This is a genomic window from Bradyrhizobium sp. AZCC 2230 (genome assembly GCF_036924495.1).
Taxonomy (GTDB): Bacteria; Pseudomonadota; Alphaproteobacteria; order Rhizobiales; family Xanthobacteraceae; genus Bradyrhizobium; species Bradyrhizobium rifense.
In genome coordinates, this window is the sequence record NZ_JAZHRS010000001.1 from 378,093 (window position 1) to 401,969 (window position 23,877).

Here is a 23,877-nt window from a genome sequence, read left to right on the forward strand (position 1 = left end):
TGGCAAAATGCCTGAGGTAGCGTCGTCTGCAAGCGGAATTTAATTCCGCACAGCGGAACAATCGGTAGGGATCATGGGACGACGTTCGGAGCGGTTGAGTAGGCAAGGTGCACTCGCTGGCGATGCCGGTGAGGGTGATGTCATCCAGGTGGTGTCGCGCGCGTTCGACGTGTTGCGATGCTTCGAGGGCCACGAGGCCAGGCTCGGCAATCTCGAGATTTCAAATCGCTGCGGCTTGCCGCGCTCGACGGTATCGCGGCTCACGCACACGCTGACGCGCATGGGGCAGTTGGTCTATCTGCCGCGTGACCAGAAATATCGCATCGGTCCGAGCGCGGTGGCGATGAGCGCCTCGATGATGAAGGGCGCGCAGCTGCGCAGCATGATCCGCCAGCGGCTGCAGGAAGTCGCGGAGCAATTGCCGGGCACCGTCGGCTTCGTCGTGCCCGATCGCTTCCATCTCGTCTATCTCCAGTTCGCGCGCTCGGCCTCTGCGCTCGGTCTGCACGAGGGCACCGGCAGCCGCATCTCGATGGCCTCGACTGCTGCGGGCGCGGCCTACACCGCGGCCTTGTCGCCGGAAGTCGGCGATGCCTACATCGCGGAAATGGAGCGCGAAGCGCCCGAGGCTGCAAAAATCCTGCGGCCCCGCATCGAGGCCAACCGGCAGTCGCTGCAGGAGCGCGGCTACGTCACGGCCTGCGGCCTGTGGAGCCCGCACATCAATGGCCTGGCGGTGCCGATCTGGTCGCCGCAATATCAGACCTTCGTGGTCGTCACGATCGGCCTTCTGTCCGCGATGTATGACGAGCAGCGTCTGCATGCCGAAGTCGCGCCGGTGATGGTCGCGCTCGGCCGTTCGCTCGGCAGCCTGATGGAGGGCGCGGAAGGCGACGCCTTCAACAACCGCATCTCGCGCAAACCGGTCGCAATGGCCGTGCATAACAATAACAAGCCGATCAATTCGGAGGGAGTGGATGAACTGGAAGCCGGAACTCGACGAGCTCGCCCGGCGCGAAGCCTTCGCGCGGGAGATGGGCGGCGTTGACAAGGTCAAGCGACAGCATGACCAGGGCCGGCTGACTGTTCGGGAACGCATCGACAAACTGATCGACAAGGGTAGCTTCCACGAGATCGGTGCCGTCTCCGGCATCGGCGAGTATGATTCCAGCGGCGAGCTGAAGACCGTGACGCCGGCGAACTGCGTGTTCGGCCGCGCTCGCGTCGATGGCCGCACGGTCGTCGTGGTCGGTGATGATTTCACCGTCCGCGGTGGTTCTGCCGATGCGTCGATCTCCGCAAAACCGCTGATGGCGGAGGAGATGGCGCACGACTTCCGTCTGCCCATCGTCCGCATCATCGAAGGCTCCGGCGGCGGCGGCTCGGTCAAGACCATCGAGACCAAGGGCGCGGCGAATTTGCCCGGCGGCATCGGCGGCACCCGTTGGTATCGCTTCACGACGGAGAATCTGTCGCGCGTGCCGGTGGTCGCACTCGGCCTCGGCTCGGTCGCAGGCCTGGGCGCGGCGCGTCTGGCCGCCAGCCATTATTCCATCATGACCCGCAAGTCCGCGATGTTCGTCGCAGGCCCGCCGGTGGTGAAGGCGCTCGGCCAAAACCTCTCGAAGGAAGAACTCGGCGGCGCCGACATTCAGACCAAGGCCGGCGCGGTCGATCATGCCGTCGACACCGAGGAAGAGGCTTTTGCCTGCGCACGGCGCTTCCTCTCGTATTTGCCGTCATCGGTCCACGAGCTGCCGCCGACCTTGCCCTGCATCGACAATCCGGAGCGCAGCGAAGAGGCGCTGATGAATGCGGTGCCGCGCAACCGCAAGCAGGTCTACAAGATGCGGCCGATCATCGAGCAGGTCGTCGACAAGGGCTCGTTCTTCGAGGTCGCCAGCAATTTCGGCAAGCCGATCATCGTGGGTCTGGCGCGGCTCGAGGGCCGGGCGGTGATGCTGCTCGCCAGCGACAGCTTTCACTATGGCGGCTCCTGGACGGCGGATGCCTGCCAGAAGGTGGTGCGCTGGGTCGACTTCGCCGAGACCTTCCATCTGCCGATCGTTTATCTCATGGATTGCCCCGGCTTCATGATCGGCCTCGACGCCGAGAAGGCAGCGACCATCCGCCATGGCGTGCGCGCCATGGCCGCGGTCAACCAGACCACCGTGCCCTGGTGCACCGTGATCCTGCGCAACGCCTTCGGCGTCGCCGGCGTGGTGCATCAGCCGGCCGACCGCTTCTCGATCCGCTACGCCTGGCCGTCCGCCTATTGGGGCTCGCTGCCGCTCGAAGGCGGCATCGAAGCCGCCTACCGCGCCGACATTGATGCGGCCGAGGACAAGGCCGCCAAGCTCAACGAGATCCAGGAGCGGCTCAACAAGCTGCGCTCGCCGTTCCGCTCGGCCGAAAAATTCTGGGTCGAGGAGATCATCGACCCGCGCAAGACGCGCTCGCTGCTGTGCGAGTTCGCGCGTCTCGCCGAGCCGCTGCGAAAAGCAGGTCCGCCGGAGAATTTTTCGATCAGGCCGTGAACTCTCCTCGTCATTGCGAGCGAAGCGAAGCAATCCAGAGTCCCTCCGCGGAAAGATTCTGGATTGCTTCCGCCTTCGCCGAGGCTTCGGCGGACAAGTCGCTTCGCTCGCAATGACGGTTGATGGGCGCCCGGATTCCATTCGCCGGGAGGCTAATCCAGGTTAGCGCTGCCCAAATCCAGCCACTTTTCGCCGCGCTTCAGGCCCATTTCGGTCAAACCGATATTGGTAGCTCATAGCCGGGGCAGGCCCCTCCAGACGGAGTCCTGCAATGACCAAGAGAGTAATTTCTGCGTGTTTCTTCATTGCCGTTAGTTCAGTTGCCTCGGAAGCGCGGCCCTCGCGCACTCTGCAAGCGCCCGGATGCAACGTCACCATGCCCTGCGACTTCTCGTATGCGCAGCCGCGACGCGAGCGGGCTCCCCGCCAGGCATTGCAAGCCTATCGCGCAACGCAAATGACGGTGACCGACGCAGGCAACACCGCCACGACAATCAGCGTGTCCGGTGGCGAGCGCGTCATCGGCGGCCGTCCGGCCGGTTGTCCGTCGTCCTTCTGCGGCTGTGGCGCGGCGCTACGCGTGTTCGGCCACCACGTGCCGGAATTGAACCTCGCGGCCAACTGGCTGCGTTTCCCGCGGACGTCGCCGGCGCCGGGAATGGTGGCGGCGCGCCGCGGGCATGTCTTCGTTCTGGAGCAGCCCCTCGGCGGCGACATGTGGATGGCCTATGACGCCAATTCGGGCGGTCACGCCACCCGCATGCACGCGCGTTCGCTGCGAGGCTACACCGTCGTCAACCCGCGCGGCTGAGACGACGGGGAGGGTGCTCGGACTCATCACACCCGCAGCACCTTCCCCGGATTCATGATGTTCTGCGGGTCGAGCGCGCGCTTGATGGTGCGCATGATGTCGAGCTCGGTCTTGGAGCGGTAATGGCTGAGCTCGTCGAGCTTTTCGATGCCGATGCCATGCTCGGCCGAAATCGAGCCGCCCATCGAGGTGATGAGATCGTTCACCGCCCGCGTGATCGCGGCCGTGTATTGGTTCAGCGTCTGCTGATCCATGCCCTTCGGCCCCATGAACGAGAAATGCAGATTGCCGTCACCGATGTGGCCCAGCGGATAGGGGCGAATGCTCGGGAGAATATCGAGCACGGCCTTGAGCCCCTTGTCGATGAACTCCGGAATTTTGGAGATCGCCACCGACATGTCGTAGCTGATCCCCGGACCCTCGGCGCGGGAGGCCTCGGCCATGGCTTCCCGGATGCGCCACATGTTGCGCGACTGACTGACGGTCTGCGCGATCACCGCGTCGACCACACGGCCGGCCTCGAGCTGGTCGGCGAGAAACTGCTCCAGCTTCTCCGACATGCCATCGGCCCCGTCCTGCCGTGGGCGCGAGGACGACCATTCAAGCAGCAGGTACCACGGTGTATCCGCCCTCAGCGGATCCTGGACGCCGGGAATATGGCGCATCACGAGATCGACGGCCGCGCGGCTCAGCAGCTCGCAGGACCCGACATTGTCCTCGGATGCCGCATGCGCCTCAGAAAGGATCTCCAGCGCCGCGCGCGGATCGCGGACAGCCAGCCACGCCGTGGCGACGTCCTTCGGCGCCGGCCACAGCTTGAGAACGGCCTTGGTGATGATGCCGAGCGTCCCCTCGGCGCCCATGAAGAGATGCTTGAGGTCGTAGCCGGTGTTGTCCTTCTTGAGCGCTCGCAATCCGTTCCAGACGTCGCCGTTCGGCAGGACGACCTCGAGCCCGAACACGAGGTTGCGCGCGTTGCCATAGCGCAGCACCTGCACGCCGCCGGCGTTGGTCGAGAGGTTTCCGCCGATCATGCAGGAGCCCTCGGCGCCAAGGCTCAACGGCAGGAACCTGTCGTGTGCAGCCGCGGTCTCCTGCAGCGTCTGCAAGACGCAGCCGGCCTCGACCGTCATCGCATAGCCGACGGGATCGACGTCCAGCACGCGGTTCATGCGGCCGAGCGACAGCACGATGCCGGTGTGCGCAGGCCAGGGCGTGGCGGCGCCCATCAGCCCGGTGTTGCCACCCTGCGGCACGATCGCGACGCCGTGGTCATGGCAAAGCCGGACCACTTTCGAGACTTCCTCGGTGCTGCCGGGACGTATGACAGCCCCGGCGCCGCCAACCAGCAGCCCCCGCCAGTCCGTGACGAACGGCTGCTTGCCGTGCTCGTCTTCGATGAAACCTTTGTCGCCCACGATCGCGCGCAAGGCGTCGCGTAGCTCTGCGGTCAGAGGCGCGGTCGGAATGGCTGGTACGGGCGACGGGAAGGCAGTCGGCATTTTGTTTCCCCTGGCGCATCTTGGTGTGCACTGCGCGCGCGAAGCGCTTGGGGGTATTGTCCACGTTTGGGCCGTGAAGTCTAACGGCAATATCGGTCACATCGGGACAAACTCAGCAACATCGCCAAACATGTTCGCCAACATCTTGCGGCTGTTCCTGCCTAGGAGGTGACGGGGCTTCATCGATCAGGACAGGCAGAATGCGATTGAATTCTCTGGCGGCGCACATAGGCATCGGTGCGGCCTGTCTCGTGCTTGGCGGCATCGGCCCGGTGCGCGCGGAGCCGGTGTTCGACAGTCTGGGCGGCACATGGTCGGGCATCGGGACGATGAAGCCGTCGGACGGTCCGCGTGAGAAGGTCCGCTGCAAGGTGGCGTACAACATCACCAAGCCCGGGCGTTCCGTGAGCCTCGACCTGCGCTGCGCCAGCGATGCGTACAAGATGGTCCTGTCGGCGAACATCGATCAGAACGGGACCGAGCTTTCGGGCAACTGGTTCGAGCACGAGTACCGGCAGGGCGGCAAGGTCGTCGGCACCAACAAGGACGGCTTGATCGAGGCGCGCATCGAAGGAAACACCGTGGCTGCGCTGGTGACGATCCAGACCAAGGCCAATCATCAGTCGTTCCTGATGGAGGCGCCGGGCTCCTGGATGTCGGAGGTCGCGATCGAATTGAACAAGGAGGCGAAGTGACGGTGCGCGCGTCACGAGCCGTCGGGTGCTTGCTCGCCGCCGTCCTCTCTCTCGTTTGCATCTCGCAGCCTCGCGCGCAAATGCCACCGGGAGGCGGCACGCCGCCCCGCGCAGATCCTCTTCCTGATGGGCCGCCGATCTGGGATTACGACCACGACGGCACCTACACCTGCGATGAATGGAAGCGATACATGGACCAGCTGTTCCGGCTGGCCGACAAGAACCGCGACGGCTTTCTGAGTGCGTCGGAATTCCCCGTCATCCGGCGCGCCGAGCGCAGCTTCGCCCAGGCGGAGCTCGGATATTTCGACGACAATGGCGACGGCAAAATCAGCCGCTCCGAGCTCGTGGACAAGCCGAGCCGCTTCATCGGTCAGTACGATACGAACGCGGACTGCAAGGTCACCGCTGCGGAGTTGCGGGGCGGCACATCGCCGGCGCCCGGCGGTGGCGGCAGGCCAGGGCGGGGCGGCGGGCCGGGAGGTTCGGGCGGGGCAGGTGGCTTCGGGCCAAAGTTCTAGCCCGTGTGCCCATAAACCCGGTGGCGTCATGTGCCTGGTGACGACGTCCGCTTTGCGCCTGGAGCGACCAGGTTCGTGCGGCACCGCAGTAGATCGGAATGGGACAGACGGCGCATCGCTGACGCGCCGCATGTCGCCGACGACTTCCTCGCGTCAGCTGCCTAGCCGTGAAGTTGCGCGTTGAGGCCATCCCAATTTGGTGTGCGTCTGGTTGCCTCAAGGGCGCCGCTCTGGGAATTGCGACGAAAGAGGAGGCCCCTCTCGCCTGAGAGTTCCTTGGCTTTCAGGACTCGGCCATCTTCCAAAAGGATGCGCGCGCCTGCCGTGACATAACAGCCCGCTTCGACGATACAATCGTCACCCAGTGAAATGCCGATACCGGCGTTGGCTCCGATCAGGCAGCGCTCACCAACTGTAATCCGCTCCTTCCCGCCTCCGGACAGGGTGCCCATGATCGACGCGCCGCCACCAACGTCGCTGCCACGTCCCACGACCACGCCGGCGGTGATCCGGCCTTCGACCATGCAGGGACCGAGCGTACCCGCATTGAAATTGCAGAAGCCTTCATGCATGACGGTCGTGCCCGGCGCCAGATGGGCTCCGAGCCTGACGCGATCGGCATCTGCAATTCTCACGTCCGCAGGCGTCACATAGTCGGTCATGCGCGGAAACTTGTCCACGCCTGCCACCTCGAACCCGAGACCTCGCTTTCGCGCTGCGAGCCGTGCTTCCGGTACACGGGAGGGCTCGCAGGGGCCGAGGGTCGTCCAGGCATTGTTCGGTAACAGACCGAAAATGCCGTCGAGGTTCAGGCAATTGGGCTGGACGATCCGGTGGCTCAGGAGATGGAGTCGAAGATATGCGTCGTGGACGTCAGCCGGCGCGGATGCAAGGGAGTCGATGTCCGTACGGATTGCAACGATATCGACATTGCGGACGTCGTCGTGTCGCGCATATCCGTCTGCCGATTCACCCATCGATCTGATGATCTCGTCCTTCGTCAGCCGTACCGTTGCGGCCTTGCCGGCCTCCTCAACCAGGCGCAGCTGAAGAAACCAGGAATCCAATACGCGACCGTCAGCGGTGATCGTCGCAAATCCCTCGCCGCTCGCGCCCCTCAGCTCTATCGCCATTTGAATTGCTCACTCTACGATCCTGCACTTAGTGCATACGCGAGTTCTCCCGGAATTGGCAACTTCTGCACGCCCAAACGCGTCCGCTTTTTAGTCATTTTCTGACGGGCGCCGATCATGAGGCCACCACGCCGCCATGAGACCGCCCGGCCTCCGACCTGGCCGTCGCCAGAAACCCGTCGACCGCATCGAACGCCTGCCATCGCCGGGTTTCCAGGAACAGCGAATGGGTTGCGTCGCGGATCTCGACCCAGCTCCGCGTAGGGGTGGACGACAGCCTTTCGAACACAGCCTGCGCCATGTCGATGGGGCAATCGCGGTCGAGGTCGCCGTGCACGATCAGCACAGGCACCTTGATCTGCGCCGGGTCGTAAATCGGTTTGCCTGACGCCCAATAGTCGCGGCTGTCCTGCACGGTGCCGTTTGGCGCGCGCAGCCGGTCCGGGCCGAGCTCCGATTGGGCGAACGTGGCCTCGGCCCAGGTCTCGAACCATGCATCCGGCAGAATCGCCGTCCTCCTGTCCTCGGGCACGCCGTTGAGCCAGCGTGCCTTGGCAGCCGCCCGATCGACGATGCGGTAAGCACCGAGCGCGCCGCTGGCATCAGCGGCGCTCGGCGTCGTTCGCAACCATTGCGGCGCGATCAGGATCAGTTTGGCGACATGGTCGGGATGGTCCGATGTGTAGCGCGCCATGATCGTGGTGCCCCAGGACCAGCCCATCAAATTGATCCGGTCGAGCCCGCGCCGCGTCCGGATGAAAGCGACGGCGGCACCGACATCGGCCACCGCGACGGGCGTGCGCACGATTGGCGCATGGTCGAGCGGCGGGGCCGCCATCTCCGCGGGCTTGGTCGAACGGCCATAGCCCCTGATGTCGACGAGATAGACGTCGAAGCCGCGTCTCGCCAGATGATCCATCCACGACACGCCATCGAGTGGAAGATCGAACGACGTCGAGGCCGGATAGGTCGACCCGGCCACGAACAGGAGCGTTCGTTCCGGGGTGAATGTCGCGAGGCTCGAATGCCGCTTGTTGCGGACGAACAGCTCGATGCCATCGGTGTCGCTCGGGATCATGAATTCCTCGCGGATAATGTCCGCCTGCGGTTGCAGCATCCTTGGTCTCCTCTCAGGCGAAACGCCAATCGAAGCCGTCGCCATGGCGTGTCACGAAGCCGGCCGAGCTAGCGGCGAAATGCGCGGTGAACACTTTCGCCGCCTCGTCGGCGGCACGCTCCAGCAGCCAACGGCGCGACGCGCGCGCCTTCGCCGGATCATCGCAGAAAGCGCTGTTCCAGTCCGGGCGAAACACCTGAAGCGGCTGATGCATGATGTCTCCGCTGAACAATCCCGTCTCGCCGCGATCGGCAAACTCGAACACGACATGGCCCGGACTATGCCCCGGGGTCGCGTGCACGGCGAGACCGTTGGCGAGCAGGCCATCGCCGTCGATGATCTCGGCTTGCCCGGCCTCGATCACCGGCAGGACGCTGTCGGCGTAGACGCCGGCATTGAATCCGCTCTGTCCGGCCGGGCCGGTCCAGTGATCGTGCTCGGCCATGGAGAAGATGTATCTTGCATTGGGAAAGGTCGGCACCCAGCGGCCGTCGCGCAGCTCGGTGTTCCAGCCGCAATGGTCGGCGTGGAGATGCGTGCAGCAGACAAAGTCGACCTGCTCGGGCGCGACTCCGGCCTCGGCGAGCCGCGCCAGGAATGGCAGGTTCTGCTGGTGAAAGCGCGGCAGCGCAGGCCGGTTCTTGTGGTTGCCGCCGCAACTGTCGATCAGCATGACATGGCGTTGTGTCTTCACCACCCAGGTGTGAACGCTGGCGAGGAAGCGTTTTTGCGTCTCGTCGAAGCATGCGGGGATCATCAGCGCACGATGCTGATCGAGCACGTGGGGATTCCAGTCCGGAAACAGCATGTCGGGAGCGAATCCCGGGCCCCGCTGCTCGGTCACGCGCGTGATCGAGGTCGCGCCGATGCGGTGGATCGTATCCATGAACAGGCCTCCTGGGATGAAATACGATTGCTGATGTGCCGCAGCCTGTGCGATCATTGAAATCGATACTAGCGATATGAGGTATAGGCTGGATGGATATCAATGGCCATGATCTTCCGTTGCTCGCCTCTCTCCGAATCATGCTGGACGAACGCAACATCACAAGGGCAGCGGCGCGGCTCGGCATCAGCCAGCCGGCGCTCTCGGCTCAGCTGGCGCGGTTGCGGGACGTGTTCGGCGATCCCTTGCTGACGCCTGCGTCGTCAGGGAAGGGCATGGTGCTGACCCCGCGCGGGGCCGCGCTGCGCGAGCCGCTCCGTCACGCGTTGCAGCAGCTCGGAGCCGTGGTCAGCGCGCCACGGCTCTTCGACGCCGCGACGTCAGAGCGCACGTTCTCGCTCGGCGCCAACGACAATGCCGGCGCCATCATCGGCACGCGGCTGATTCAGCGGCTGCGCAGGGGAGACTCTCCCGGGATGCGGCTGGCGTTGCGCGCGATTGATCCCGTCGCGCTCGTGGGCCAGCTGGAGGCAGGCGACATCGATGTCGCGCTGGTCTCGCAAGCCGTGCTCCCCAAGGGCCTTCCGCATCAGCCGCTGCTCCAGGAAAAATTCATGATGGCGCAGCGCAAGCGCCATCCGCGCGGCGACAAGAAGCCGACGTTGCGCGACTATGCGCATCTGGATCATGTCGTCGTGTCCGGCGACGGCGGCGGGTTTCGCAGTTTCGTGGACGACATTCTGCAGGGCCAGGGATATCAGCGGCGCGTCGTCGCCTCCGTGCAATATTACAGCCTGGTGCCGCTGATCCTGGAGACGACGGACCTCGTCTGCACGCTGCCGGCCCGATTTCTCAGCCGCTATGCGGACCGGCTGGTCTCGTTCCCGCTGCCGTTGACGCCGGCCGCTTCACGCTGTTCGCGACCTGGCACGCGCGGTTCGAGTCCGATCCCGCCCATGGCTGGTTGCGCGAGCAGCTGCTGGCTTGCGCGTCCGACTGAGCGGCTAATGGATGATCTGGTTCAGGAAAGCCTTCGCCCGATCGGTGCGAGGGGCCTTGAAAAATGTTTCCGGCTCGGCTTCTTCCACGATGCTCCCCCGATCCATGAAGACGACCCGATCGGCGACCTCGCGGGCGAAGCCCATCTCATGGGTGACGCAAACCATCGTCATGCCGTCTTGCGCCAGTTCGACCATGGTCTCCAGCACTTCCTTGACCATCTCGGGGTCGAGCGCGGAGGTCGGTTCGTCGAACAGCATGATCTTGGGCTGCATGCACAGCGCCCGTGCGATGGCGACACGTTGCTGCTGACCGCCCGACAATTGCGCGGGATATTTGTCCGCCTGGTCCGCAATGCGGACCTTCCGGAGCAGGCGGAGGGCGCGATCGCCGGCCTCGACTTGCGAGATGCCGCGAACCTTCATCGGAGCCAGCATGCAGTTCTCGGCGACCGTGAGGTGCGGAAACAGGTTGAAGCTCTGAAACACCATGCCGACTTCACAGCGTACGCTGTTGATATCGGCCATGCGGTTGCTCAACTCGATACCGTCGACGACGATCCGGCCGCCGTCGTGCCGCTCGATATGGTTGATGCACCGGATCAAGGTCGATTTGCCGGAGCCCGACGGCCCGCACAGGACGATCGTCTCGCCCTTGCTGACGCTGAGGTTGATGTCGTTCAGCGCCGTGAACGCGCCGAACCGCTTCACGAGATTCTCGACCACGACGATTGAGCCTGATGGCATGGCGTTGCGGGCAATTTCCAGGGGCATGCTGGTCTCCCAGGTGTGGACGTTCCGATGATGATCAGCGCGTTGCGGCGATCGCATATCGCTTGCGCAAGGTGGCGACGCATTGGGATGCCGCAGAACTGACGATGAGATAGGCGACCGCGACGACGAGATACATTTCGACCAGACGACCGTTGAGTTGCGCCAGCTTGGAGGCCGCTCCCAGAAGATCGGTCAGGGACAGCACATAGACGAGAGATGTGTCCTGGAAGAGGATGATGGTCTGGCTCAGGATGATGGGGCTCGCGACGCGCAGCACTTGAGGCAGAACGATATGGCGGTAGGTGTCGTAGGTGGACAAGGCGAGGGCCTGGCAGGCCTCGAACTGGCCTTTGTTGACGGCACGCAGGCCGACGCGGATGATCTCGGAGTAGTAAGCGGCTTCAAACAAGCCAAAGGTGATGAACGCCGTGGCTGATGCCCCGATCGGGATCGGGCGGCCGTTGCCGCTGAGGTGCCCGAGCACGATGGGCATCAGGAAGAAGAACCAGAACAGGACCAGGATCAGCGGGATCGACCGGATGATCGCAACGTAGCCGCGGACGATCTTGGCAAGCACCGGCACCTCGAAATGCTGGACCAGCGCAAGACAGGTTCCGAGGATCATGCCGATGGCGAAGGCGGCCGCCGTGAGTGAGAGCGAGAACAGCAGGCCCGACCAGAGATACGGCCACGACTGCGCAACAATCGAGAAATCGAGCGTGTTCATTTCGCAGCCTCCATGGCGGGGGGCAGGGTGCCGCCTTGCTGCACATCGGCAGCCAGATCCTGTTCAGCCGTGAGCGTGACGGGAGAGCTTCCGGGAATGCGGACGGCTTTGTCGATCAGCGTCATGGCCTGATAGGCGATCAATGCCAGACAGAGATAGATGATGGTCGCTGCGCCAAAGGCGGTGAATGTCTGGAACGTGGCCTCGCTGATTTGCCGAGCCTGGGCGGTCAGCTCCATCAGGCCGATCGTGAGGGCCACGGAGGTGTTCTTGTAGATGCCCATGACCTCGCTGGTGAGGCTCGGCACGATCAGGCGCAGGGCCTGGGGCACGATGACATAGCGATAGGTGAGATAGCCGCTGAGGCCGAGGGCACTGGCCGCTTCCATCTGTCCCTTTGGGAGCGCTTCGATGCCGGCCCGGACCTGCTCGGCAATTCGGGATGCCGTGTAGAGCCCGAGGCAAAGCAGCGCCGGGAAGAATGAGGCCCAGGGCGGCGGGATCTGCTTGATGGCGTCTCCGAGCGCAGCCGGCACCACCTCCGGAAAAACAAAATACCAGAGGAACATCTGCACCAGGACGGGGATGTTCCGGAAGATCTCGACATAGAGCCGGGCTGGGATCGAGACGAAGCGGTTCTTGACAGTGCGACCCACACCGACGAACACGCCAATGCCAAAGGCGATCCACCAGCCGAAGAAGGCCAGCGCCAGGGTCCAGCCGAGACCTGACAGAAGCCAGTCGATATAGCGCTGGCCGTCTGCCGCCTGCTCAAAAAGTACTCCGAACATCGCGATTCCCCTGGGTTGCAGGTGCGGATGAGGATGACCTTGCGAGACGATCAGCTCCGTCAATCAGTCGACGGCATCGCTGGGATGCGCGATCCGCTCCATCAACTCGTCGGTGAGCGGGAAGGCCAAGTTCTCACCCTTGGGCGGAATCGGGCGGGTGAACCATTTCGCGTAGGTCTTCTCGAACTGGCCCGATGTCATCTGCTTGGAGAGTACGTCGTCGACGAGCCCCTTGAAGCCGGCGTCACCCTTCGTGAACATCAACCCGTAATAGATCTTTGCGTAACCCTCGGGCAGGAACAGCAGTGCGTCCGGATTGGGCGCCGCAGCCTTGAGCCCGGCGAGGAGGATATCGTCCTCCATGAAAGCCGCAGCACGGCCGATGTTCAGCATGAGGAAGGATTCCGCATGGTCCTTCGCCTGGACGATGTTGAGGCCGAGCTGCTCCTTGGCGTTGACTCCCTGCGCGAAACCCACTGCGTTGGAGCCTTGCGTGACAACGACGGTCTTGCCTTTCAAGTCGCCGGCGGTCTTCACGCCACTGGCGGCCTTGACCAGAGCCAGCGCGGCTGGCTGACGAACGTCGCGACCGAGAACGAGACTTGTTCCTGCCGCTTCTTGTCGTTCGCGGTGCCGCCGCATTCAATGTCGACGGTTCCGCTCTGGATCAGCGGGATCCGGTTTGACGAGTTTACCGGCGTGTAGTTGACCCTGAGATCGGGCAGCTTCAGATCAGTCTTGATGCGATCGACGATGGCAGCGCAAAGATCGAGCGAGAAGCCGACAGGCTTCTGATCGGGCCCGAGATAGGAAAACGGTATCGAGGCCTCGCGATAACCGATCGTGATCGCGCCACTGGATTTGATCTTGTCCAGCGTCGGGCTGTCGGCTGCTGTCGACCGGTTCGCGCTGACAGCGAGAAGTGCTGGGAGTAGTCCCAGCAGCTGAGCGAGCTTCTTCATGGTTCATGCCTTTCCATCATGTGTCGAATTCAAGCGGCCGCGGACCGGCGTCCGAGGCCTCGCCGGCGGATGACATCGATCAGGCGGTCGATATCATCGGCGGTGTTGAACATGCCGAGCGAGACCCTAATGCCGTCGCGCTCGGGCGAGACGCGCACGCCGTTGTCTTCGAAATGGCCAAGCCAGTCCGACGCGGGCAGGGCGATGACGTAGATGTGCGGCGCGCGGTGCTGCCGTTCGCGCGGGCCGACCAGGCGGATGTCCAGCGCGTCGAGCCGCGCGATCAGGTGATCGCCGAGATCGAAGCAGTGGTTCTGGATGTTGTGCACGCCGATCTCCTCGATCATGTCGAGCGAGGCCCCCAGGGCATGGACCGCAGGCAGATTGAAATTGCCAAGCTCGAAGCGCCTGGCGGCCGGAGAGGGCGCCATCCGGTCGGAACGCGCGATGAGATCATCGGGGATCTCGGCGAGGCTGGCGGCGGCGAGATAGGCCGGCTCGAGCTCATTGAGGGACTTGTCCCAGTAAAGCAGGCCGAGCCCTTGCGGCACGAGTAATCCCTTGTGGCTGCCGGACCCGATGAAGCTGGCGCCAATCGCCTTCGCATCAACAGGCACGACACCGATCGCCTGCATCACATCCACAATGAAATAGAGTTTCCTGCTGGCGCACAGCGCGCCGACGCTCTCGATGTCGAAGCGGTGACCGGCGTGGAACGTCACGTGCGACATCGAGATCGCGCGCGTCCTGTCGTCGATGAAGGGCGCAAAACTGTCGGCATCGACAACATCAGTCATCGGGATGAAGCGGACCGCGATGCCCTTCCGTTGCAGATTGAGGAAGGCGTAGGCGTTGTTCGGGTGATCGCCATGGATCATCAGGACATTGTCGCCGGCCTGTAGCGGCAGCGCGTTGGCCGCGATGTTCATGCTTTCGGACGTGTTCTTCGTGAAGGCGATCTCATCGGTGCTCGCACCGAGCAAGCGGGCGAGCTTGGCGCGGGTCTGCTCCACCCGATCGAGCCAGACGCTCTTGGGACCGGCCGTCTCGAAACCCTCGCGCAGGAATAGCTCGATCGCGGCCTTCACGGGACGGGCGAGCGGCGTTTGAAACCCCGAGTCCAGATAGACCATCCGTTCGACGGCGGGGAATTCCTTCCTCACGGCGTCCACGTCGTAGTGACGAGACATGCACATCTCCTGCTGAGCGCGCCGTCCTGACTTGGCTCGCGGCCATCAGGCGGAGCGAGATTTTCGGAACGGCGCGACCGCGTTGCACAACTTCTAGTCAGTCACCGGCAACGCCAAGAATATGGGCTTTCAGGATTTCGACAAACAAATTTGTCGAATTTCAATATGTTTTATTCCGAAAAATGATATCATTTGACGTTGATCTTGATTTTGCTGCCAATTTTGGCCGGTAGGAAAATGACGAAGCGTAGCGAGAAGGATGGGCCGCTGGATCGCGCCTTTGCGATCGTTCGGCACGTTGCCGACCAGCGCAAAGCCGTGTCGGCGGCCGAGATCGCCAAGGCTCTCGCGCTGCCGCTGCCGACGGCGCACAGGTTGATCGGAAATCTCGAGGACCGCGGACTGCTGCAAAAGGCGTTGGGCACCAAACGCTACGTTGTCGGCAACCAGCTCGTCACGCTGTCCGCCTCTGTCATCGGAGCGGCCTTCCGCACGGCGCGGCGACACGCCGTGCTCCGTGCTGTCGCCGGCGAGATCGGCGAGCAGTGCGAGATCGGCGTCGTGCGCGATAATTCCGTCGCCTATGTCGACAGTGTTCGCGTTTCGGAGCCGCAAGGTCTTCAGTTCAATCCCGGCGAGGCGGCGCCGCTCCACTGCACGTCGACCGGCAAGATTTACATGAGCAGGTTGCCCGAGAGACTCCGGGCGAAGCTGTGCCGCGCGCTACCGCTGACCAGGTTCACGGACACGACGATCGTCGATGTTCATGCGCTGATGAAGGTTCTCGAGGAGACGCGGCAACGCGGCTGGGCCAAGACCAACGAAGAGTATGTGAAGGGCGTTGTGGGGTGCGCCGTCCCCATTCTGTCACCTGATCGGGAATTGATTGCTTGTCTCGGTGTCTCGGTGCCGGTGGCGCGGGTGAGCTTCGCCGAACTGGACCGATTCATCGCGCCGCTGCAAAAGGCTGCGGCCTTGTTGTCGGAGACCATTCTGCACGTGGAGGACGACGATCGCGCGGATGTCCAGGGGTGACAAACGAGTACTGCTGACGAGCGGTCGGCGTCTACCTGAACACGATCATCTTCTCCGCGGTCATCTCGTGCATCGTGTAGGGGATGCCGCCGATGCCGTGGCCGGATACGCGGCGGCCTGCGAAGGGCATCCAGTCGGTACGGAAGGCGGTGTGGTCGTTGATCATCACCGCCGCTGCGTCGAGGCGTTCCGCAGCGTCGAGGGCAACCGCGAGATCGCGCGTGAAGATGGCGGACTGGAACGAGACGGGAAGCGAGTTGGCTTCTGCGATCGCATCGTCGATGCGATCGAACGGATAGATGCAGGTCACCGGCCCGAAGACTTCCAGGGTGGAGACTTTTGCGTCGCGCGGTGGCGAGACCAGGATCGATGGCTTGAGTGTCGTCTCGCTCAGCCGTCCGCCGCCGATCTGGCGGGTTCCGCCAGACGTGGCCTCGGCGATCCAGCCTTCGACACGCTCGACCTCCCGCGGCGTGATCAGCGGTCCGACCTCCGTCTGGGGAAGCGTCGGATCTCCCACCTTCAGGGCCTCGACCCTCGCCGCCATCCTGTCGATGAATTCCTTCTCAAGCGCCGAATGCACGTAGATGCGCTGCACCGATACGCAGACTTGCCCTGCGTGGTAGTATCCACCCTTGACGACCGGCTCGATGATTTTCTCGAGGTCGGCGCTGCGGTCGATGATGAGGGGCGCGACGCCGCCGTGCTCGAGAGCGCAGCGCGCACCGGGGGTGATGACTGATCGCAGATGCCAGCCGACACGCGCCGAGCCGATGAAGCTCAGGAAGGCGACGCGCGGGTCGGTCGCGAATTTTTCCGGAAGGCTCGAGTCCTCGGGCAAGAACGTCTGGACCCAGCCTTCGGGCATGCCGGCGTCGTGAACAAGCTTCACGAACTCCACGCAGCACAAAGGCGTTGTGCCTGCCGGCTTCACGATCACCGGGCAACCGGTCGCGATCGCCGGCGCGAGCTGGTGAACGATCAGGTTGAGGGGATGATTGAAGGCCGAGATTGCGGCGACGATGCCGATCGGTTCCTTGATGGTCCATGCCCGGCGGCCGTCGCTTGCGGGCGTGAGGCCCATGGGGATCTCGACGCCGGCGCGGGTTCGCAGAAAGTCCGCCGCCGAGCGGATGCCGTCGATCGCCCGATCGGTCTCGATCAATGCATCGGTCAGCGGCTTACCGCCTTCCCGTGCGATGAGAATGCCGAAATCCTGCCGCTTCTCGGCAACCAGATCGGCGAGCTTGTGGAGAATGGCGATCCGCTGATGCGGCTTCAGCCAGGCCTTTCGGTCCGCGAGCAGCTTTCGTGCGGTCTCGAACTTCGCTTCCAGCGCGGCGGCGTCGTCACTGGCGAGTTCGGTGATCTCTTTTCGGTCGAAGGCCTGTACAACCTTGATCATCATTCTCTCCACGCGGTGTTCTGTTCCTTGCGTGGCGCTCACTGCACCGTCGCTTCCGGAGAAAGCGATCGTCGTCAAGGAAATGCGCGCCTCCGCCGACCGGACACAACTTGGGCCCGTCACGCTCTCGATGGGCAATGTACGGCATGGGGGCTGTTGCTCGCCATGTCGGGCATTGGCGCAGAGCGGATCAGTCGTGCGATTTCGCAATCGTAACACTGTGCAGGTGTTTTGCCCGACGTGTCAAATCGCCGAGTCAAACGCCGTGCCTGGGGTCGAGTCTCCGCGAGACTAAATTCTTGAACGATTTCTACTGTGCATGGGGTTGTTTTCGACGTTATTGTTGAGAGCGCCCCTCAGGCGCTCTCCGTCTCCCGGTGGACGTCGTGCACGACGAGGCCCATGCCTTCGTCCGGCATCTTGATCCAGTCGCGGCGCTTCAGGGTGCGCTTGGTGTCCTCGTAGCCGCTCGTCCAGTGCTCGCGCATCGACGTGCCCGAGAATTCGTGGTCCTTGGCGTCGCCCTCATAGGCCTTCTGCTGATAGATCAGATGCAGGATCGCGATCTCCGGCATGCGGCGCAGGCTCGCCTTGAGGCTACGATCCTCGTCGGACAATTGCTCGTCCGGAATCTTCGCCAGCGCCTTGTAGAGCAGCACCTTGAGATTATGCGTGCGGCGGTAGACGTCGGTGTTGTGGCGGGTGCGCGAGGAATACATGATGTCCTTGTGGCGGGCCATCACGTCCTGGATCGAGCGCGGCAGCACGCCGCGCGCGCTGAACAGGTCGACCTGGAACACCAGCGAATTGATCGCGTCCTCCTGGTCGAGCAGATGCTGAGGAGACCAGGATGCGCAGGGAAGACGTGCTGAGGCTTCCGTCCATGCCGGCGGCAGGACCGAGCTATCCGGCCGGACCTTATCGGTTCGTCAACCGCGAATTCCTCGTCATCACCTACGAGACCGATCAGGACCTGGTCCGCGCGGGCCTGCCTGAGCCGCTGGAGCCGATCGACCAGCCGATCGTGCATTACGAATGGATCAAGATGCCGGACTCCTCCGGCTTCGGCAGCTACACCGAGTCCGGCCTCGTGATCCCGGCGCGCCTGCACGGCGAGGAGGTCAACTTCGTCTCGCAGATGTATCTCGACGATGATCCGCCGATCGCGGCCGGCCGCGAGATCTGGGGCTTTCCCAAGAAGTACGCCCATCCAAAACTCGAGATCGTCAAGGACACGCTGACGGGCACGCTGGAATATGCCGGCCAGCTCGTCGCCATGGGCACGATGGGTTACAAGCACGAGAGCATGGCCGGCAACGGCGATCTCACCCGCGCCACGCTGTCGAAGACGCAAGTTAATCTGAAGATGATCCCGGGCGTCGACGGCCACCTCGAGGTCTGCCAGCTCGTCGCCATCAACCTGATCGAGATCGTGCCGAAGGGCTCCTGGATGGGACCTGGCCGGCTGCATCTGGTGCCGCACGTCAACGCCCCGGTTGCGGATTTCCCGGTCCGACGCTGCATCGGCGCGCACCACTACATCGCCGATTTGACATTGCCGTTCGGCCGCGTGGTGCACGACTACGTCAAGGAAGCCCAGGCAGCGGTCGCGACGGGGCTGGCCGCGGAGTAGGGCGGCGCGCCATCATCAAACTGTAACACTGGCGTAATTGACTGCACGGAGGACCCGGAGGAGGCCAATAACGGCCCCCCGGGATTGGGCTGCAACGACGTGGGGTCAGCATGGCTGAGCCGGCTAAGCTTGTCAGCGCGACATCGGATGTCGCGGCTGTCATTCCCGGACTGGTGTGGGCGTTTCGTTTGCATGGCGACGGCGGCGCCGAGGCGCTGCCGATCGACCAGCCGATCGAGTTCAGCCATGATGGCCGGCTCTGGCTGCATTTCAATTTGACAGATGGTCGCGCGCGGCCGTGGATCGCGGCATCACAGCTGCCGCCGCTGGCGCGCGATCTGCTGCTGTCGAACGACACGTTCCAGCAGCTGCACGTCATCGACCACTGCGTCTACGGCGTGTTCTCCGATCTCGTCCGCGACATCGACGCTGCTACCGAAGAGACCGCGTTCCTGCGCTTCGCCATGACCGAGCATCTGCTGGTCTCCGGCCGCCACCAGGCGCTGTGCTCGGCGGACGCGACCCGGCGCGTGCTCGAAGGTGGTTATCGCGTCGACAATGTTGCCCATCTCCTGGAGAAGATCGTCGACGAGGTCGCCGACACGCTCGACAGGATGGCCGACAAGCTCGGCCAGGAAGTCGACGGCATTGAGGAACGAATTCTGGCTGATGATGTGAAGCCAGAGATGCGCCGCACGCTCGGAAGATTGCGCCGGACATGTGTGCGACTGCACCGCCAGCTCACCGGACTGCGCGTGCTGTTCCATCGGCTCGACCAGAAGAACACCGATCATTTGTCGCCGGGATTGCGCATTCAGGCCGGCAAGCTCGCGCAGCGGCTCGACGGTCTCGACCACGACATCGTCGAGCTCCGCGAGCGCAGCCGCCTACTCGAGGAGGAGCTGCGTTTCAAGAACGAGGAGGAGAGCAATCGCCACCTCCACACGCTTTCGATCGTGACGACGCTGCTGCTGCCGCCGACGCTGATCACCGGCATCTTCGGCATGAACACCAAGGGCCTGCCGCTCACCGACGTGGACGAGGGCTTCCTCTGGGCGGCGGCACTGATGGTGACCTCGATCGGCCTTGCCTATCTGTTCATGCGGCGAACCGGCATCTTCAAAAAATAGCTGGCAGCCGGTGTCAGCCGTGAATGCGATTGCCCGGACATCAGGATTGCGATGTTCACTCGTGATCGCGGCGGTGTTGTTCGCGAGCACCAGCGCGTTCGCCGGCGCCAAGGACGAGAGCGCCGCCGACTGGCTGTTTCCAAAATGGTTCAACGAGTGGCATGATGGGCTCGCCAACAAGGGCCTGAATTTCGGCGCGACCTACGTTGCCGACAACATCGGCAACGTGTCCGGCGGCGTCTCGCGCGGCGCCATCCATTTCGGCCGGCTCGATCTGTCAGTCGACGCCGATCTCGACAAGCTCGTCGGCTGGACCGGCGGCCGCTTCTACGCCAATGGTTACATCATCTACGGCCGCGGGCTCAGCAGGAACTACATCCAAAATCTCGCCACCATCAGCGAGATCGAAGCGCTGCCCGACCAGCGGCTCTACAACGCCTATTTCGAGCAGAGCTTCTTCAACGACCGCCTGAACATCAGGGCCGGCCAGCAGGCGGCCGATGTCGAGTTCTTCGACAGCCAGACCGACGACCTCTTCATCAACGGCACCTTCGGCTGGCCCGCGATCAAGGCCACCAATTTGCCGGCCGGAGGCCCGGCGCCGCCGATCGCAGTGCCCGGCATTCGCATCAAGGCCCAGGTTGCGGACAACGTCACCGTCTTCGGCGCGGTGTTCAACGGCAATCCGGCCGCGCCCGGCGATGGCGATCCGCAGACGCGCGACAATCATGGTCTCGCGTTTCGTGTCAATGATCCGCCCTGGGTCATCGGGCAGGTCCACTTCGACTACCATGTCGACATCGGCGGAAGCTCGCTTGCCGGCAATGTCACGCCTGGCGGCTGGTATCATTTCGGCGACTTCGACAGCCAGCGCTTCACTGCGGACGGCTTCCCGCTTGCAGACCCGACCGGATCCGGCATTCCGGCGAAGCTTCGCGGCAATTACGGAATCTACGCCGTCGTCGAGCAGGCCCTCTGGCGGCCGCCGGGGACAGAAACCGAAAAGACCGTGTCGGCCTCGATACCCGGCGTCACTGCGTTCGGCCGCATCGCCTACAGCCCGCCGGATCGCAACCTGATCGACCTCTATCTCGACGGCGGCGTCGGCTTCGTCGGCTTTACGCCGGGCCGTCCGCTCGATCGGTTCGGGATCGGGGTCGCCTATATGCGGATCTCGGGTGCCGCACGAAGCCTCGACGTCGATACGCAGATCTTCAGCGGTATCCAAAGCCCGGTGCGCAGCAGCGAGGCCTTGCTCGAAATCATCTACGAGGCGCACATCAAGCCGGGCTGGTTGATTGCGCCTTACTTCCAGTACGTGGTGCGTCCCTCCGGCGGCATCCCGAACCCGAACGATCCAACCGGTGTGTCTCGGATCGGTGACGCCGCCGTGTTCGGCGTCACCACCACGCTCCGGTACTAGGCCATCGCGGGCTTTGCTTGCGGCTTTGGTTGCCGCGAGAGCCCCAGCACGATCAGCGAGGCAAACACGCAGAGCGCTCCAGCCACAAAGAAGGCGGGCAGATAGCTCTGGAGCAGCGTCCGCGACAGGCCCGCGCCGAAGGCGGCCGCACCAGCGCCGAGCTGGTGTCCGGCGAAGATCCAGCCGAACACCAGATTGGCGCGTTCGGGTCCGAATTTCTGCGCGGTGAGGCGTACGGTCGGCGGCACGGTCGCGATCCAGTCGAGGCCGTAGAACATCGCGAAGATCGACAGGCCATAGAACGAGAAATCGCTGAACGGCAGGAAGATCAGCGAGAGCCCGCGCAGGCCGTAGTACCAGAACAGCAGGAAGCGATTGTCATAACGGTCCGAGAGCCAGCCCGACATGATGGTGCCAAAGAAGTCGAAGATGCCCATCGCTGCGAGCAGGCTCGCCGCCTGCACCTGCGGGATGCCGAAGTCGAGGCACATCGGAATCAGATGCACCTGCACGAGGCCGTTGGTCGAGGCGCCGCAGACGAAGAACGTTGCAAACAGGATCCAGAACGCGCTCGACTTCGAGGCGTCGCGCAGCGTGCCGAGCGCAACACCGGTGATCGAGCCGTGGTTCACGGGCGGCGCGGGCAGGGGCTCGCTGCCTTCGTCGCCGAACGGGCGCAAGCCCACATCGCTCGGGCGATCGCGCATCACGAGCAGCACTGCCAGTGCAGAAACGCCGAGCATGATGCAGACGAAGCCGAGCGCCAGGCGCCAGCCGTAGCGTTCGGTCAGGCTTGCCAGCAGCGGCAGGAAGACGAGCTGGCCGGTGGCGACACTCGCGGTCAGGATGCCGACGACCAGGCCGCGCCGCGCGGCAAACCAGCGCGTGGAGATGGTGGCGCCCAGCACCAGCGCGGTCATGCCGGTGCCGATGCCGATCACCACGCCCCAGAGAGCCACGAGCTGCCAGATCTCGGTCATGCCGAGCGAGAGCACCAGCGCCGAGACGACGATGAGCTGCGCGGTCAGCGTCACATTGCGCAGGCCGTAGCGATTGAGCAGCGCGGCTGCGAACGGCGCCATCAGCCCGAACAGGATGAAGCGAATCGAGAGCGCGGAGGAGATCTGCGCCGTGCTCCAGCCGAACTCCTTCTGGAGCGGAACGATGAACACGCCGGGCGCGCCGACCGTGCCCGCGCTGATCAGCGCGGCGAAGAAGGTCACACCGACCATCACCCAGCCGTAGTGGATGTTGCGACGGCCGAGCGCGGCCGAAAGCCAGTTCGAAATCATTGCCCCTCAATCCAGGCTGGCGGGCTTTGGGAGACCCGCGTCATTGTTGTAGTCTGGCATGGAAACGGGAAGTCTGAAATGCCAGACTTCCCTCAATTTAGGACGTCGCCGGAGTCAGTGCGCGAGACGCTCCACCGCGATCGCAGTGGCCTCGCCGCCGCCGATGCAGAGCGCGGCGACGCCGCGCTTGAGGTTGTTGGCCTCGAGCGCATGCAGCAGCGTCACGATCAGCCGCGCGCCGGTGGTGCCGATGGGATGGCCGAGCGCGCAGGCGCCGCCGTTGATGTTGAGTTTGTCGCGGGGGATGCCGAGATCGCGCTGCGCAGCCATCGCGACGACCGCGAACGCTTCGTTGATCTCAAAGAGATCGACATCGCCTGCGCTCCAGCCGACCTTGTCGAGCAGCTTGCGGATCGCCAGGATCGGCGCCGTGGTGAACCATTGCGGCTCCTGGCTGTGGGTGGCGTGCCCTTTGATCACGGCGAGTGCGGGCAGACCGTTGCGATCGGCGAGCGATCGCTTCGTTAGCACCAGCGCGGCGGCGCCGTCGGCGTTCGCAGAGGAAGCGGCGGGCGTAATCGTGCCATTGGCGCGGAATGCTGGCTTCAGTCCGGGAATTTTGGCGGGATCCACCTTCAGCGGATGCTCGTCGTTGGCGATCACGCGCGGGCCGGCCTTCTCGGTCAGTGTGACCGGCGCGATCTCGGCCTTGAACGCGCCGCCCTCGACCGCCTTGCGCGCGCGGCTGAGCGTTTCCATCGCATAGGCGTCCTGGTCCTTTCGGGTGAACTGATAGGCCTCCGCGGTCGCCTCGCCGAAATCGCCCATGGAGCGGCCGGTCTCGTAGGCGTCCTCGAGGCCGTCCATCATCATGTGGTCGATGATGCGGTCGTGCCCGGCGCGATAGCCGCCGCGTGCTCTCGCCAGCAGATATGGCGCGTTGCTCATGCTCTCCATGCCGCCGGAGACGACGATCTCGGCCGAGCCAGCGCGGATGATATCATGTGCCAGCATGGTCGCCTTCATGCCGGAGCCGCAAACCTTGTTGACGGTCGTCGCGCCGGTCGCGTCGGGGAGACCGGCGCTACGTGCCGCCTGACGCGCCGGTGCCTGGCCCTGGCCAGCGGGCAGCACGCAGCCCATGAAGACTTCGTCGATCTTCTCGGGGGCGAGCTTGGCGCGTTCCAGTGCTGCATTGATCACGTGCGATCCGAGCTTGTGCGCGGCGAGCGGTGACAACTCGCCCATGAAGCGGCCAAGCGGGGTGCGGGCGGTGGAGACGATGACGACGGGATCGGCGGCTTCGGCCATGACG

The 23,877-nt window shown here is 63.9% G+C and carries 20 protein-coding genes and 3 pseudogenes; 10 read left to right on the forward strand and 13 right to left on the reverse strand.

Going from position 1 to position 23,877, the window contains the following annotated elements:
* Window positions 1–73 precede the first annotated feature (73 nt).
* From V1280_RS01805 to V1280_RS01815, 3 genes are all read left to right on the forward strand, one after another.
* Window positions 74–1,048 carry an IclR family transcriptional regulator gene (locus tag V1280_RS01805; protein ID WP_334518421.1) on the forward strand — a complete coding sequence of 325 codons (975 nt, stop codon included), beginning with the start codon at window positions 74–76 and terminating at the stop codon, window positions 1,046–1,048.
* Window positions 978–2,537: an acyl-CoA carboxylase subunit beta gene (locus V1280_RS01810; RefSeq protein ID WP_334518423.1), complete on the forward strand. Its 1,560-nt coding sequence runs from the start codon at window positions 978–980 to the stop codon at window positions 2,535–2,537. The genes V1280_RS01805 and V1280_RS01810 overlap by 71 nt, the downstream gene beginning before the upstream one ends.
* Before the next feature lie 457 nt (window positions 2,538–2,994).
* Entirely contained in the window at window positions 2,995–3,348 is a 354-nt protein-coding gene (locus tag V1280_RS01815) for a hypothetical protein (RefSeq protein ID WP_334518425.1), read from the forward strand.
* A gap of 26 nt (window positions 3,349–3,374) precedes the next feature.
* On the opposite strand, the gene V1280_RS01820 is transcribed toward V1280_RS01815, so the two are convergent.
* Window positions 3,375–4,850, reverse strand: a complete 1,476-nt coding sequence (locus V1280_RS01820; RefSeq protein WP_334518427.1) for an FAD-binding oxidoreductase — start codon at window positions 4,848–4,850, stop codon at window positions 3,375–3,377.
* Window positions 4,851–5,050: 200 nt separating this feature from the next.
* On the opposite strand from V1280_RS01820, the gene V1280_RS01825 reads away from it, so the two are divergent.
* Complete coding sequence (locus V1280_RS01825; RefSeq protein WP_334518429.1) at window positions 5,051–5,545, forward strand: hypothetical protein; 495 nt, start codon at window positions 5,051–5,053, stop codon at window positions 5,543–5,545.
* Window positions 5,546–5,736: 191 nt separating this feature from the next.
* Window positions 5,737–6,066: an EF-hand domain-containing protein gene (locus tag V1280_RS01830; protein WP_334518431.1), complete on the forward strand. Its 330-nt coding sequence runs from the start codon at window positions 5,737–5,739 to the stop codon at window positions 6,064–6,066.
* Window positions 6,067–6,227: 161 nt separating this feature from the next.
* On the opposite strand, the gene dapD is transcribed toward V1280_RS01830, so the two are convergent.
* The 3 genes from dapD to V1280_RS01845 all read right to left on the reverse strand — a co-directional run bounded on the left by dapD (window position 6,228) and on the right by V1280_RS01845 (window position 9,202).
* Window positions 6,228–7,199: a 2,3,4,5-tetrahydropyridine-2,6-dicarboxylate N-succinyltransferase gene (dapD, locus tag V1280_RS01835; RefSeq protein ID WP_334518433.1), complete on the reverse strand. Its 972-nt coding sequence runs from the start codon at window positions 7,197–7,199 to the stop codon at window positions 6,228–6,230.
* Window positions 7,200–7,314: 115 nt separating this feature from the next.
* A complete protein-coding gene (locus tag V1280_RS01840) occupies window positions 7,315–8,316 on the reverse strand; it encodes an alpha/beta hydrolase (RefSeq protein WP_334518435.1) in 1,002 nt (333 codons plus the stop codon).
* 13 nt (window positions 8,317–8,329) lie between these two features.
* Window positions 8,330–9,202, reverse strand: coding sequence for an MBL fold metallo-hydrolase (locus V1280_RS01845; protein ID WP_334518437.1), 873 nt, complete (start codon window positions 9,200–9,202; stop codon window positions 8,330–8,332).
* Between the two features lie 140 nt (window positions 9,203–9,342).
* Here V1280_RS01845 and V1280_RS46700 point away from each other — a divergent pair.
* Window positions 9,343–10,047: pseudogene (locus tag V1280_RS46700) on the forward strand (LysR family transcriptional regulator); the annotation flags it as partial.
* Window positions 10,048–10,206: 159 nt separating this feature from the next.
* On the opposite strand, the gene V1280_RS01855 reads toward V1280_RS46700, so the two are convergent.
* The 5 genes and pseudogenes from V1280_RS01855 to V1280_RS01875 all read right to left on the reverse strand — a co-directional run bounded on the left by V1280_RS01855 (window position 10,207) and on the right by V1280_RS01875 (window position 14,644).
* Complete coding sequence (locus V1280_RS01855; RefSeq protein WP_334518439.1) at window positions 10,207–10,974, reverse strand: amino acid ABC transporter ATP-binding protein; 768 nt, start codon at window positions 10,972–10,974, stop codon at window positions 10,207–10,209.
* 34 nt (window positions 10,975–11,008) lie between these two features.
* Window positions 11,009–11,701 (reverse strand): amino acid ABC transporter permease, encoded by a 693-nt coding sequence (locus V1280_RS01860; protein WP_334518440.1) that lies wholly within the window; start codon window positions 11,699–11,701, stop codon window positions 11,009–11,011.
* On the reverse strand, window positions 11,698–12,492 hold the full coding sequence (locus V1280_RS01865) for an amino acid ABC transporter permease (RefSeq protein ID WP_334518442.1): 795 nt from the start codon (window positions 12,490–12,492) through the stop codon (window positions 11,698–11,700). Before V1280_RS01865 ends, V1280_RS01860 begins: the two co-directional genes overlap by 4 nt.
* A 63-nt stretch (window positions 12,493–12,555) precedes the next feature.
* A pseudogene (locus V1280_RS01870) lies at window positions 12,556–13,454 on the reverse strand (amino acid ABC transporter substrate-binding protein).
* 29 nt (window positions 13,455–13,483) lie between these two features.
* Entirely contained in the window at window positions 13,484–14,644 is a 1,161-nt protein-coding gene (locus tag V1280_RS01875; protein ID WP_334518444.1) for an aminotransferase class V-fold PLP-dependent enzyme, read from the reverse strand.
* A gap of 237 nt (window positions 14,645–14,881) precedes the next feature.
* Between V1280_RS01875 and V1280_RS01880 the strand changes: the two genes are divergently transcribed.
* Complete coding sequence (locus V1280_RS01880; RefSeq protein ID WP_334518445.1) at window positions 14,882–15,679, forward strand: IclR family transcriptional regulator; 798 nt, start codon at window positions 14,882–14,884, stop codon at window positions 15,677–15,679.
* Between the two features lie 31 nt (window positions 15,680–15,710).
* On the opposite strand, the gene V1280_RS01885 is transcribed toward V1280_RS01880, so the two are convergent.
* The gene (locus V1280_RS01885) at window positions 15,711–17,084 is read right to left on the reverse strand and encodes an aldehyde dehydrogenase family protein (protein WP_334518447.1); all 1,374 of its coding nucleotides are present in this window, start codon (window positions 17,082–17,084) and stop codon (window positions 15,711–15,713) included.
* Window positions 17,085–17,440: 356 nt separating this feature from the next.
* A pseudogene (locus V1280_RS01890) lies at window positions 17,441–17,923 on the reverse strand (DUF3734 domain-containing protein); the annotation flags it as partial.
* Window positions 17,924–17,934: 11 nt separating this feature from the next.
* On the opposite strand from V1280_RS01890, the gene V1280_RS01895 reads away from it, so the two are divergent.
* The 3 genes from V1280_RS01895 (at window position 17,935) to V1280_RS01905 (ending at window position 21,270) form a co-directional block, all read left to right on the forward strand.
* Entirely contained in the window at window positions 17,935–18,717 is a 783-nt protein-coding gene (locus V1280_RS01895; RefSeq protein WP_334518449.1) for an acetoacetate decarboxylase, read from the forward strand.
* A gap of 110 nt (window positions 18,718–18,827) precedes the next feature.
* The gene (locus tag V1280_RS01900) at window positions 18,828–19,847 is read left to right on the forward strand and encodes a transporter (RefSeq protein WP_334518451.1); all 1,020 of its coding nucleotides are present in this window, start codon (window positions 18,828–18,830) and stop codon (window positions 19,845–19,847) included.
* Window positions 19,848–19,866: 19 nt separating this feature from the next.
* Complete coding sequence (locus V1280_RS01905; protein ID WP_442895101.1) at window positions 19,867–21,270, forward strand: carbohydrate porin; 1,404 nt, start codon at window positions 19,867–19,869, stop codon at window positions 21,268–21,270.
* Here V1280_RS01905 and V1280_RS01910 read toward each other — a convergent pair.
* Together V1280_RS01910 and V1280_RS01915 are read right to left on the reverse strand one after the other, a co-directional pair.
* Window positions 21,267–22,562 (reverse strand): MFS transporter, encoded by a 1,296-nt coding sequence (locus tag V1280_RS01910; protein ID WP_334518453.1) that lies wholly within the window; start codon window positions 22,560–22,562, stop codon window positions 21,267–21,269. The genes V1280_RS01905 and V1280_RS01910 overlap by 4 nt on opposite strands.
* A 114-nt stretch (window positions 22,563–22,676) precedes the next feature.
* Window positions 22,677–23,873 carry an acetyl-CoA C-acyltransferase gene (locus tag V1280_RS01915; protein WP_334518454.1) on the reverse strand — a complete coding sequence of 399 codons (1,197 nt, stop codon included), beginning with the start codon at window positions 23,871–23,873 and terminating at the stop codon, window positions 22,677–22,679.
* Between the last annotated feature and the right edge of the window lie 4 nt (window positions 23,874–23,877).